Source organism: Sphingobacterium sp. IITKGP-BTPF85 (genome assembly GCF_001006065.1).
GTDB lineage: Bacteria > Bacteroidota > Bacteroidia > Sphingobacteriales > Sphingobacteriaceae > Sphingobacterium > Sphingobacterium anhuiense.
The window spans coordinates 1-12,559 of the sequence record NZ_ASZT02000150.1; the positions used below are offsets into that span (position 1 = coordinate 1).

9 protein-coding genes, 1 tRNA gene and 1 pseudogene are annotated in these 12,559 nt (G+C 36.9%); 6 read left to right on the forward strand and 5 right to left on the reverse strand.

What is annotated here, in order from left to right; translation table 11 throughout:
* Positions 1–143: 143 nt before the first annotated feature.
* The 3 genes from L950_RS21025 to L950_RS34255 all read right to left on the reverse strand — a co-directional run bounded on the left by L950_RS21025 (position 144) and on the right by L950_RS34255 (position 2,475).
* Positions 144–230: transfer RNA gene (locus L950_RS21025), tRNA-Ser, on the reverse strand.
* 132 nt (positions 231–362) lie between these two features.
* Positions 363–1,880 carry an HD family phosphohydrolase gene (locus L950_RS21030; RefSeq protein ID WP_231577749.1) on the reverse strand — a complete coding sequence of 506 codons (1,518 nt, stop codon included), beginning with the start codon at positions 1,878–1,880 and terminating at the stop codon, positions 363–365.
* Positions 1,881–2,079: 199 nt separating this feature from the next.
* Entirely contained in the window at positions 2,080–2,475 is a 396-nt protein-coding gene (locus L950_RS34255) for a hypothetical protein (RefSeq protein ID WP_031287187.1), read from the reverse strand.
* Positions 2,476–2,644: 169 nt separating this feature from the next.
* On the opposite strand from L950_RS34255, the gene rpe reads away from it, so the two are divergent.
* From rpe to L950_RS21055, 5 genes are all read left to right on the forward strand, one after another.
* A complete protein-coding gene (gene rpe / locus L950_RS21040) occupies positions 2,645–3,325 on the forward strand; it encodes a ribulose-phosphate 3-epimerase (protein ID WP_021188287.1) in 681 nt (226 codons plus the stop codon).
* A gap of 454 nt (positions 3,326–3,779) precedes the next feature.
* The gene (locus L950_RS35885; protein ID WP_197086610.1) at positions 3,780–4,523 is read left to right on the forward strand and encodes a hypothetical protein; all 744 of its coding nucleotides are present in this window, start codon (positions 3,780–3,782) and stop codon (positions 4,521–4,523) included.
* A complete protein-coding gene (locus L950_RS21045; RefSeq protein ID WP_197086611.1) occupies positions 4,511–6,541 on the forward strand; it encodes an aconitase family protein in 2,031 nt (676 codons plus the stop codon). The genes L950_RS35885 and L950_RS21045 overlap by 13 nt, the downstream gene beginning before the upstream one ends.
* A gap of 57 nt (positions 6,542–6,598) precedes the next feature.
* Positions 6,599–8,866, forward strand: coding sequence for an aconitate hydratase (locus L950_RS21050; protein WP_021188288.1), 2,268 nt, complete (start codon positions 6,599–6,601; stop codon positions 8,864–8,866).
* Positions 8,867–8,927: 61 nt separating this feature from the next.
* The gene (locus L950_RS21055; protein WP_231577750.1) at positions 8,928–9,722 is read left to right on the forward strand and encodes a hypothetical protein; all 795 of its coding nucleotides are present in this window, start codon (positions 8,928–8,930) and stop codon (positions 9,720–9,722) included.
* Positions 9,723–9,859: 137 nt separating this feature from the next.
* Here the strand turns inward: L950_RS21055 and L950_RS21060 are convergent.
* Both L950_RS21060 and L950_RS21065 read right to left on the reverse strand, forming a co-directional pair.
* Positions 9,860–10,695, reverse strand: a pseudogene (locus L950_RS21060) (MBL fold metallo-hydrolase).
* A gap of 82 nt (positions 10,696–10,777) precedes the next feature.
* Positions 10,778–11,920 carry a serine hydrolase domain-containing protein gene (locus tag L950_RS21065; protein ID WP_021188290.1) on the reverse strand — a complete coding sequence of 381 codons (1,143 nt, stop codon included), beginning with the start codon at positions 11,918–11,920 and terminating at the stop codon, positions 10,778–10,780.
* 325 nt (positions 11,921–12,245) lie between these two features.
* Here L950_RS21065 and L950_RS21070 point away from each other — a divergent pair, with 325 nt between their 5' ends.
* Positions 12,246–12,470, forward strand: a complete 225-nt coding sequence (locus tag L950_RS21070; RefSeq protein WP_021188291.1) for a carboxypeptidase-like regulatory domain-containing protein — start codon at positions 12,246–12,248, stop codon at positions 12,468–12,470.
* The last annotated feature ends 89 nt before the right edge of the window (positions 12,471–12,559 follow it).

Consider the following 12,559-nt stretch of genomic DNA (forward strand, 5'->3'; position numbering starts at 1 on the left):
CAAAAAGGGGGGCTTCAATACAAAACAAAGCCATTCACTTTGTTCATTACTTTTGTTGTTTATATCCTTTTTGTTAAAACTAACGTTTACAAAAGTCCATAAACAACAAAACCCGACTATTGTCGGGCTTTGTTTTGTCTTTGCGGAAGGGGAGGGATTCGAACCCTCGGTACCGTTTCCAGTACGACAGTTTAGCAAACTGTTCCTTTCGGCCACTCAGGCACCCTTCCTCGTTTTGACATTGCAAACATAAGGCAATTATTCTATTCTGCAAAGTCAATTTTATAAAAAAAATACAAAAAATACGTAAGGTTATAGTAAGCGATTGTATGTCAATTTATTGCTTACAGAATAATTTTCACTTATTTTTTCTTGCTGAGATCGTAATCGACCCGAACATGGTAAATGCTCTTCAACATTGCCTTGAAAATGGTTGCAGATTCTGTGATTTCCTTTAATGTAATATTACTATTTGCAAATTGATTCAGCTTCAGCTTATGCTCAATAATTTTATCGACAAGCGTATTAATAGAATCCTCCGTATGTTCTTTAAGAGCTCTAGATGCTGCTTCTACAGAATCTGCCATCATTAGTACAGCTGTTTCTTTCGAATAGGGAATAGGTCCAGGATATTGGTACAAAGATTCGTCAACAAGTTTGTCGGGATTATTCTTTATAAATAAATTATAGAAGTAATCGACTTTTGTCGTACCGTGATGCGTTTTGATGAAATCGATTATAACATCTGGAAGCTGATTTCTTTTTGCAATCTCAACGCCCTTTATAACGTGTGAAATAATAATTTGTGCACTCTGTTCAGGTGATAATTCATCATGCGGATTCTTTTCTGTTTTTTGATTTTCAATAAAGAATTGCGGGTTTGTCATTTTACCAATATCGTGGTAAAGTGCACCTGCCCGTACTAAGAGAGGATTTCCGCCAATTCGGTAGATAGCCGCTTCAGCTAAATTGGCTACTTGTAAGGAGTGCTGGAAAGTACCAGGGGCTTTAAATGAAAGTTCACGCAGAAGCTTTGAATTACTGTTGGTCAATTCCATTAATGTCAGATCAGATACGATTCCAAATAGTTTTTCAAATGCGTATACTAATGGGTACGCCATTAATGTGATCATGACACTGACCACAAAAGGGATGACGTCCATGACGTTAATGGTACTTAAGGATCCGTTACGTGTGAGTAAAAGTCCAAAATAAGCAATCAAATAAGTCGCGAGTATAATGGCTGACGAGATGAAAAATTGTTCTCTCTTTACTAATGTTTTGATACTGTAAATCGCCACGATTCCAGCCATGAATTGCAGAAATACAAATTCATACGAGTTCGGAACAAATAACGCTGCCAGTAGGACCATGAGTAGGTGAATATTCAAAGCTACCCGGGAATCAAATAGGATGCGGATAATGATCGGAACTGAACAGAATGGAATGTAGTATAAATTAGGAATTTTAATCTTAATGGCCCATGACAAGACGGCAAGCATGCCGATGATCACAATCATAATGATTGATAGCAAGCGATTGTTGTAATAGATGTCTTTTCTGAAAAGATATAGAAATACCATCAGAATACATAAAGCAAGAGAGATAATCAAAAATTGCCCCAGTGTAACGTAAATCTGATTGCCAGAGATTTTTCCTTCGTCCTCATAAATCTTGCGTAATGATTCTAGTTTCTGATAGGTTTCATTACTGATAATTTTATCCTTTTCAGCAATTAATTCTCCCTTTTGTACAACTCCCCGGGTAGAGGAGATATTTGCTAAAGCATTTTGTTCCAGTCGCTCTGTCTGTTGATCATTGTAAACATAATTTAGGGTAATATAGTTTTTTAATGTCTCTAAGAGCCATTTCTTGTACACGATCTTTGACGAATTGCTTAAGACTGAATTGGCGTATTCATAAGAAGATTCGATTGTATAACAATCTGCTGTATTTTTTGAGTGGCGACTTTATCTTGTATCAAGGTAAAATTATACTGCTTTGCAGCAGGACTCTTGTCGTCATTTCGGTTTTGAAAACGATTATTTAAAGACAGGATGCCTCGGTCGTATAGATGCGTTAATATGGCATTTCCGACGGCACGGTAATCCTGTATTTTTGAGGAGTAGTGTCTAATTTATTGGTTTGCCATTTTTCAGCTAGATCAGTTTCAAATTGATCGATCTGTTCCCTACTGATGGTCGAATTAACGTCATAGATAGGTTGAATGGTTTTAAGAATGTTTTTCTTGTCTTCATTTAGTTCCTCCTGTGTTTTGAGTATCGCAAAATTATAAGGAGAAATTAAGTTTTCGTGATCCCAGACTTTTCCTTTCTGAAATTCATAGCGAAAGCGAGCCTGCTTTGGAAGGAAGATACAAATAAGAATGATGGTTGCCAATATTAAGCTTATCTTACGAATAAGGTTAAGATTAGTGTCGGACTCACGATTATATTTAATTTTTAATCTACTCACGGGGTTGAATTGTAGTTGGATAATAAAAAATTACTCAAACAAATGTACTTAAAAATGCGCTATTATAAAGCTCATTGTCATTAGGAGGTCAGGTTATGTTTATTTTTTTGATTTAAATTCGGGCTATCCGCAAGACTTAATTATCTTTGCAAAAACAAATCAAAGACTCATGTCAAGTAAAAAGCATCTTATTGCACCTTCAGTTTTGGCAGCGGATTTCGCTAAATTGTACGATGATATTATAATGGTAAACAATAGTGAAGCCGATTGGTTTCATATTGATATTATGGATGGCGTGTTTGTGCCAAATATTTCTTTTGGTTTTCCAGTAATGCAGGCAATCGCTAAACATGCTACAAAACCTTTAGATGTACATTTAATGATTGTAGATCCTGATCGTTATTTACAGTTATGTAAAGATTCTGGAGCTGCTGTTATTACCGTGCATTACGAGGCTTGTACACATTTACATCGCACGTTAGCAGCGATCAAGGAATTAGGCTGTAAAGCTGGCGTCGCTTTGAATCCGCATACACCAGTTTCTTTATTGGAAGATGTGATTGCAGATTTAGATTTAGTGTGTTTAATGTCTGTAAATCCAGGTTTTGGCGGGCAGAAATTTATTCAAAACACCTACAATAAAGTAAAACAATTGCGCGCTATGGCAGCAGGTGTGAATGATGGATTATTGATTGAAATCGATGGAGGTGTCGGAGTAGGTAATGCAGGCGCTCTTTTACAAGCTGGCGCAGATGTGTTGGTAGCGGGAAGTTCTGTGTTTGCAGCAGCAAATCCAACACAGTCAATAGCTGATTTGAAAGCTGTTGATATTCAATTGAAAAATATTTAGTTAAACTAATATATTGGCTATAAAGGGGGATCGGATATGATTTCCCTTTTTTTGTTGGTTATTTCCACATTATATTTAATCTTAGCGTCAAAATTTACTAATTTCTTACCCTAAATATATTAAATTTAAATAGTCAAGTATCTGTATTTTAGTGTGTTGTTTCGTTGTTTGGTTTTGAAATAAATGTTGTTTAGAATATTTCCAAATTAAAGCAATAAGTCTTATTGGTATGTATTAACCGTTGATTTTTAGTATTTTTGTAGTACGAGATGACAAGTTTTTTTTAATGAAAACAGATCGTCAAAATGAAAGAATTGTAGAGTTAAATTTAAGCACCGGCTTGCAGTGCATTACTGATGTTTTTTTAGCTTAATTATTAAACGTGTGGTAGTATCAGGAGATAATATTTGATATTTCTTGTATTGCCTTTAAACATATAAAAGATTTATATACTATGAGTATTTACAACGATTACGTACAAGAGGTTGTAGAACGAAAAGGTGAAGGTTTAAATCCTAAACCAATTGACGGAGCAGAATTACTAAGTGAAGTTATTGCTCAAATTAAAGATTTGAATAACGAAAATAGAGTCGAGTCTCTGAAGTTATTTATTTACAACACTTTATCTGGTACGACTAGTGCGGCTGGTGTAAAAGCAAAGTTCTTAAAAGAAATTATTCTTGGTCAAGAGACTGTTGCAGAAATTACACCTACTTACGCATTTGAGTTGTTATCTCATATGAAAGGCGGTCCTTCTATTGAAGTACTTCTGGATTTGGCGTTAGGTAATGATGCAGCTATTGCTAAGCAAGCTGCTGAAGTTCTTAAAACACAGGTTTTCCTTTATGATGCCGATACAGAGCGTCTAAGAGAAGCATTTAACAGCGGTAATGCAATTGCGAAAGAGATTCTTGAAAGCTATGCTCAAGCTGAATTTTTCACTAAACTTCCAGAGTTACCAGAAGAAATAAAAGTTGTAACTTATATTGCAGGTGAAGGTGATATCTCTACGGATTTACTGTCTCCAGGTAACCAGGCGCACTCGCGTTCTGATCGTGAGCTACATGGAAAATGTATGATCACTCCAGAAGCGCAGCAAGAAATCAAAGCTTTACAGGTACAATATCCAGACGCAAGCGTTATGCTGATTGCTGAAAAGGTACAATGGGAGTGGGATCTTCAAGGATGTCAGGTGTAAACAATGTGGCGTTATGGACAGGTAAACAAGCAAGTCCTTATATCCCATTTGTAAATATTGCTCCAATTGTTGGTGGTACGAATGGTATTTCTCCAATCTTTCTGACAACGGTAGATGTTACCGGTGGTATTGGAATTGATCTTCAGAATTGGAAGAAAAAAGTAGACGAAAATGGTCAAGTTGTCCGTAATGAAAATAATGAACCTGTTTTAGAAGAAGTTTATTCTGTTGCTACAGGAACAGTTCTTATAATCAACACGAAGACTGAAAAATTATATAATGGAGATCAGGAATTGATCGACATCTCTAAAGCGCTTACTCCTCAAAAAAGAGAGTTTATAAGAGCAGGTGGCTCATATGCAATTGTATTTGGTAAAAAGATCCAAACATTTGCAGCAGGAGTTTTAGGGATTTCAATTCCGACTGTTTTTGCTCCTGCAAAAGAAATTTCTATTGAAAATCAGGGCTTAACGGCTGTTGAAAAAATCTTCAATAAAAATGCTGTTGGTTCAACTCCAGGAAAAGTGTTACACGCTGGTTCTGATGTTCGTGTTAAAGTGAATATCGTAGGATCTCAAGATACAACAGGTTTAATGACCGCTCAAGAGTTAGAGGCAATGGCTGCTAAAGTTATTTCTCCTACAGTTGACGGTGCGTATCAATCAGGATGTCACACAGCATCTGTATGGGATAAGAAAGCGCAAGCTAACATTCCTAAGTTGATGAAGTTTATGAACGACTTCGGATTAATCACTGCACGTGATCCTAAAGGAGAATACCATGCCATGACTGACGTTATTCACAAGGTATTAAACGATATTACGATTGATGAGTGGGCGATTATTATTGGTGGCGATTCTCATACACGTATGTCTAAAGGTGTTGCTTTTGGAGCTGACTCTGGAACTGTTGCCTTAGCATTAGCTACAGGTGAGGCGTCTATGCCGATTCCAGAATCCGTTAAAGTAACTTTCAAAGGCAGTATGAAACAGCACATGGATTTCCGTGATGTGGTTCATGCGACACAATCTCAAATGTTACAGCAATTTGGTGGAGAGAATGTGTTCCAAGGTAGAATTATCGAGGTACATATCGGTACACTTCTTGCCGATCAGGCCTTTACTTTTACAGACTGGACTGCAGAGATGAAAGCAAAAGCTTCGATCTGTATCTCCCAAGATGAAACGTTAATTCAGTCTTTAGAAATCGCTAAGAGCCGTATCCAGATCATGATCAATAAGGGTATGGAGAATAAAAATCAAGTATTACAGGGATTGATCGATAAAGCTAATAAACGTATCGAGGAAATTAGAACAGGTGAAAAACCAGCTTTATCTCCAGATGCAAATGCTAAATATTATGCTGAAGTCGTGATCGATCTTGATATTATTGATGAGCCGATGATTGCCGATCCTGATGTTAACAATGTTGACGTTTCAAAACGTTATACACATGACGCGATTAGAGAACTTTCTTATTACGGCGGTGACAAAAAAGTAGACTTAGGTTTCGTAGGTTCTTGTATGGTACATAAAGACGATTTAAAAATCGTTTCTCAAATGCTTAAGAATGTGGAGAAACAACTTGGTGTTGTTAAATTTAATGCACCATTAGTTGTCGCTGCGCCTACTTACAACATCATTGATGAATTGAAAGCAGAAGGAGATTGGGAATACTTACAGAAATATTCGGGTTTTGAATTCAGTGATGCTTTGCCAAAAAGTACTGCACGTACTGAGTATGAAAATATCATGTATTTAGAGCGTCCGGGTTGTAATCTTTGTATGGGTAACCAAGAAAAAGCGGCAAAAGGTGATACGGTAATGGCTACTTCAACCCGTCTTTTCCAAGGTCGTGTTGTTGAAGATAGAGACGGTAAAAAAGGAGAATCTTTATTAGCATCTACTCCAGTGGTTGTGCTTTCTGCTATCTTAGGTAGAATTCCAAACGTTGAAGAGTATAAAGCTGCTGTCGAAGGTATCAACTTAACTAAGTTTGCGCCTATCTCGACAAAGTAAAAAACTAATATTGAAGTTTTGGTAATTAACTAAATTAATATCATAAATTAGAAATATATGGCTTTTGATATAGAAATGATTAAAAAGGTATATAGCCGTTATGAGGAGCGTGTAAACGCTGCTCGTAATTTGGTTAATAAACCTTTGACCCTATCTGAGAAAATTTTATATACTCACTTATGGGATGGTAATGCAACTAAAACATACGATAGAGGTGTATCTTATGTAGACTTCGCTCCAGACCGTGTGGCGATGCAAGATGCAACTGCACAAATGGCTTTATTGCAATTTATGCAAGCAGGTCGTCCTCAAGCGGCTGTTCCTTCAACTGTGCACTGTGATCACTTGATTCAGGCAAAAGAAGGAGCTCAAGTGGATTTACAAAGAGCAAATACAGAATCAAAAGAGGTTTTTAATTTCTTGGGTTCTGTTGCCAATAAGTATGGTATCGGATTCTGGAAGCCTGGAGCAGGTATTATTCACCAAGTTGTCTTGGAGAACTATGCTTTTCCTGGCGGTATGATGATCGGTACAGATTCACATACTGTTAATGCAGGTGGTTTAGGTATGTTAGCTATCGGTGTCGGTGGTGCTGATGCATGTGACGTGATGGCTGGTTTACCTTGGGAACTTAAATTCCCGAAATTGATCGGTGTTAAATTAACAGGTAAGCTAAGCGGATGGACCTCTCCTAAAGATGTTATCTTGAAAGTTGCAGGTATCTTAACCGTTAAAGGCGGTACTGGTGCGGTTGTAGAATACTTTGGTGAAGGTGCTCAATCTATGTCTTGTACGGGTAAAGGTACCATCTGTAACATGGGTGCTGAAATAGGTGCTACTACATCTACCTTCGGCTATGATGAGTCAATGGAACGTTATTTACGTGCAACTGACCGTGCTGATGTTGCGGATGCAGCAAATGCAGTGAAAGAACATTTAACTGCAGATCCTGAGGTTTACGCAAACCCTGAGCTATATTTTGATCAAGTTATTGAAATTAATTTATCTGAATTAGAACCTTCTTTAAACGGTCCTTTTACACCAGATTTATATACTCCAGTTTCACGCATGCGTGAAGAAGCGGCTAAAAATGGCTGGCCTACAACAGTAGAATGGGGATTGATCGGTTCATGTACAAACTCTTCTTACGAGGATTTGTCACGTGCTGCTTCTATTGCTAAACAAGCGGTTGATAAAGGTTTAGTAACGAAGGCCGAATTTGGTATCAATCCGGGTTCTGAGCAAGTTCGTTATACTGCTGCTCGTGATGGTTTATTGAAAACTTTCGAAGATCTGAATGCTACGATCTTTACAAATGCTTGTGGTCCATGTATTGGTATGTGGGACCGTGTTGGTGCTGAAAAACAAGAGAAAAATACAATTGTTCACTCGTTCAACCGTAACTTTGCTAAACGTGCCGATGGTAACCCAAATACATTTGCTTTTGTAGCTTCACCTGAAATCGTTGCTGCAATTGCCATTTCGGGTGATTTAGGTTTCAATCCATTGACAGACACCTTGACAAATGCTAAGGGTGAGCAGGTTAAATTAGACCCGCCTACTGGTGATGAATTACCTTCAAAAGGTTTTGCAGTAGAGGATGCGGGTTATCAAGCTCCTGCGGCAGATGGTTCATCGGTTAAGATTGATGTGGATCCAAATTCTGATCGTCTGCAATTATTAGAACCTTTTGCGGCTTGGGAAGGTACAGACTTGAAAGGTTTGAAATTATTGATCAAAGCTAAAGGTAAATGTACAACTGACCATATTTCTATGGCTGGTCCTTGGTTGAAATACAGAGGTCACTTGGATAACATCTCGAACAATATGTTGATTGGTGCTGTTAATTACTTTAATGAGAAAACAGATTCCGTTAAAAATCAATTGACAGGTGAGTACGGACCAGTTCCTGCAACGCAACGTGCTTATAAGGCTGCCGGTATCGGATCTATCGTTGTTGGTGATGAAAACTATGGTGAAGGTTCTTCACGTGAGCATGCTGCCATGGAGCCTCGTCATTTAGGAGTTCGTGCAGTGTTGGTTAAATCTTTTGCTCGTATCCACGAGACAAACTTGAAAAAACAAGGTATGTTAGGTTTAACTTTTGCTAATAAAGAAGATTACGATAAAATCCAAGAAGACGATACAATCGACATCTTAGGATTGACAACATTTACTCCAGGGCAACCGCTAACGTTAGTACTTCACCATGCAGATGGTACGGAAGATCAGATCTTAGCTAACCATACTTACAACGCTCAACAAATTGAGTGGTTTAAAGAAGGTGGTGCTTTGAACATTATACGTAAAAACCAAGCAAAATAATTTTATTTGCTTATCAACGCATAACCCGGTACTTTTGTGCCGGGTTTTTTTTGACAACAATATGAATAAATTTTTATTAGCCTTAAGTGCGCTAACTTTATCTGCTTCTTCTTTATTTGCGCAAGATAATAGTAATGAATCTCCAGCAAAACCAATTGCTAAGAGTATTTTCAATCCAAAATATTCCCGTACAGAAAGTAATAAGGGAAAATTTTATTTTCACTGGGGCTATAATTTTTCATCTTATGGTAAGAGTGATATCCGTTTTAAAGGAACCGGATATGATTTTACATTAATGGATGTAAAAGCTGCAGATAGACCGACTAAACTGTCCATGACCTATATTAACCCGGCAACTATCTCCATTCCGCAGTTTAATTTCCACTTCGGTTATTTTATAAAAGATAATTATTCGATTTCCTTAGGTTGGGATCACATGAAATATGTTGTTGATATTCCGCAGACGGTAAGAATTAAAGGACATATAAGTCCTGAGATCTCTGAACCAGGTATCCCAACATATGGCATGGCTGGAACCTATAATGGGGAACAGGTTACTTTGGTTGATTCGGTATTGCAATTTGAGCATACCGATGGTTATAATTTTGCCTCTGTCGCTTTAGAAAGACATGATGATATCTGGGTTTCCAGAACCGGAAAGTCTTACTTGTCGATGGAAACAGGTGCCGAAGTAGGTTTATTGGTTCCTAGAACTGATGTTCGTCTGTTTGGAGTTGGAGAGAATAACTATTGGAACATTGCCGGCTACGGTGCTGCTGCAAAAGTAGGTTTGCAGTATCATTTTTTAGAGGATTATATCTTCAAACGAGTTTTAAAACAGGTTGGACAGACCTGAATAATATTCGTACAACGGGTAGAAATAATATAGATAAAGCAAGTCAATCCATATGGTTTTTCGAGAACTATTGGGTCCTTGGATTTAAATTCTAATAAAGTAAAAATGGGATGATCTAAAAATCATCCCATTTTTGTTTAAATATCAGAAAGTTGAAAACTGTCTTTGAGCCGTATTCCTTTTTCTGTATGCTGTAAGGTACAGCAAGCATTCAAGCGTCATGCTCTAAGAAAAGTATATATTCTTGATCGACAATCTCTTCCCAATAATTTTTCCTTTCTTCCATGGTTGTCAATGGTCTTACATCGTAACCCATCACATACGGAAGGGGTATATGTCCCACAGAAGGAAGTAAATCTGCCATATAAAGAATTGTTTTGTCTTTATATTTGATCTGGGGCAACATCATTGACTCTGTATGTCCATGGGCATATCTGATTTGGATATCTGGTCCAAACGGATTTTTTTCTTTTTCGACAAACTTGAGTTGTCCGCTTTCTTGTATCGGTTTTATATTTTCCTCTAAAAAAGAAGCTTTTTCTCTTGGATTTGGATTTGTGGCCCAGTTCCAATGTTCGGCATTACTCCAGTAATTCGCCTTTGTAAAAGAAGGCCTCAGTTTTTCACCTTCGCGGACTATAGCACCCCCACAGTGGTCAAAATGCAAGTGTGTTAAAATAACATCGGTGATGTCTTCTCTATTAAATCCATATTTTGCTAAAGACTTGTCAATGGAGTTGTCTCCGTGTATATAATAATGTCCAAAAAATTTCTCAGACTGTTTGTCTCCGAGTCCAGTATCGATAAGAATTAATTTTGCGCCATCTTCTATAAGTAATAGGCGATTGGTCCAGGTGCACATATTATTTGCATCGGCAGGATTTGTTTTGTGCCATATGGATTTTGGAACCACACCGAACATGGCACCTCCATCTAATTTGAAGTTCTGCGTTTCAATTGTATAAAGTTGCATGATATTCTCTTTTTACTATTTACACGAATATACTAGTTTTGTTTTGGAAAAAATAAACCTTAATAATATGATAATATAGTGGTTATTGCTGTATCATTTCTTTATAAATGAGCTGTATGCAATCTTTTAATAGTGGGTTAAAGTCTACGTTTTCAGGTATACGGCAACCATTTGTTATCACAACAATTCCGAATTTTTCTTTAGGATCGAAAAACATAGCACTGTAGAGACCATATGCGGAGCCTGTATGTCCAATTAATACTTTGTTAGGGATCAATGTGTTGATGGATCTTAAAGCTAGTCCATATCCTTCTTCAGCAGTAATGGGCGTCTGCATAATTTTAGAATTCCGTTTCTTAATGATCTGTTTTCCATTTAATCCTGTACCATAGTTCATATGCATACCCATGTATTTAGCGAGATCGACTGCTGAGATCTTCATCCCGCCCGTAGGTGAGAAAATAGGAGTGGAATGCCCTAGTGTATAATTTTTTATTTCCAGCGATCTTGGATTATAAGCGCTGGGCTGTGGAAAAAACTCATGCTTAGCAGGATCGTATTCATATAAGGTTACAAATTTGTTTTGATCTAGAGAGTCCACGCAATATCCTGCATACAACTGCAGCGGATCTAAAATATGTTCTTTAATATATTGGTCAAAACGTTGTCCTGAAAGGCGCTCAATCACAGCGCCAACCATATTAAAGTTGAGGTTGCAATAATCGTAGGTCGTGCCAGGTTCGTTTGGGCTGTAAGAAGAGGCATATTGATCTGACTTTGATGGATTGATGACATCAAGATCAAAATATCCATTTTTATCATTAATACTGGAAGTATGGGAGAGAACCATTCTGAGTGTAATCTTCTTATTCGGAAACTTTGGATTTTGAACTTTAAAACCTATTAGATCACCAAAGTCATCATCGAGATGACATTTCTTTTGCTCTATTAACTGCATAATAGCTGTTGCTGAAAAGGACTTTGATATAGAGGCAATTCTGAATAGGTCATCCTGATCCAAAGGTTGTGCTTGTTCTCTGTTTTTCAAACCGTAAGATTTATTGAAAAACAACTCGTTATTTTTAATAACAGCTACCGACAGTCCAATAGCTTCATATTGAGCCATGATATCAGTAATTTTTTTGTCTAAACTGTTCGTTTGTGCCCACGTTATTGGACTTATCAGAAACAAATAAATTAAAAGAAGAGGAACGTACTTTTTCATGATTTAAGGATTAGTATTGGAAAGGTATAAATAATTAATAAGGATCATGATATTGTCTTGCATTTTTATGCAATTTTTATGCTGATTCATTCGGTTTTCAAAGATTTGGGATCATAAATGGGAATCGATATCATTGAAGCCGATTTTAGTAGCAGTAGCTATAAAATATAATTTAAATTACTTTTTATGCAGTTTAAAATACTGTTTTTTAGCTTGTTATGGCTATTTATAAATCAACTCCTTTATTTAAAATAAATCTAAATAGAATCAAAAAAGATTGTAAGTTTGCATCCAAAATAAAATTAATCTAATTATTCATATACATATGAAAAAGTCATTTCTCGGCTTAGTTTTAAGCTTAGGATTAGTTGGAGGGGTACAACTTGAGGGGGTTGCACAACATCATGGAATTCATGGGAAACTAAAAAGCAAATCTGGTGCTCCAATCGAAGCAGCTACAGTTACAGTTAAAGAATTGGGGACTTCTACTGCAACAGATCGGAATGGATCGTTTCATTTTCAACTTTACCAGATGGAACTTATACCATAATTGTTAAAAGTTTAGGTAATGTTATAGACGAAGAGAGGATAAAAGTAGTGAACGGTTCTTCTCAGCCTATTAATTTGGTTGGAGAAAGC

Bases quoted from the DNA above. Each gene is read 5' to 3' on its own strand.
- rpe (WP_021188287.1), top strand. From the start codon at position 2,645: ATGTCAAGTAAAAAGCATCTTATTGCACCTTCAGTTTTGGCAGCGGAT.
- L950_RS21065 (WP_021188290.1), bottom strand. From the start codon at position 11,920: ATGAAAAAGTACGTTCCTCTTCTTTTAATTTATTTGTTTCTGATAAGT.
- L950_RS35885 (WP_197086610.1), top strand. From the start codon at position 3,780: ATGAGTATTTACAACGATTACGTACAAGAGGTTGTAGAACGAAAAGGT.
- L950_RS21055 (WP_231577750.1), top strand. From the start codon at position 8,928: ATGAATAAATTTTTATTAGCCTTAAGTGCGCTAACTTTATCTGCTTCT.
- L950_RS21050 (WP_021188288.1), top strand. From the start codon at position 6,599: ATGGCTTTTGATATAGAAATGATTAAAAAGGTATATAGCCGTTATGAG.
- L950_RS21070 (WP_021188291.1), top strand. From the start codon at position 12,246: ATGAAAAAGTCATTTCTCGGCTTAGTTTTAAGCTTAGGATTAGTTGGA.
- L950_RS21045 (WP_197086611.1), top strand. From the start codon at position 4,511: ATGTCAGGTGTAAACAATGTGGCGTTATGGACAGGTAAACAAGCAAGT.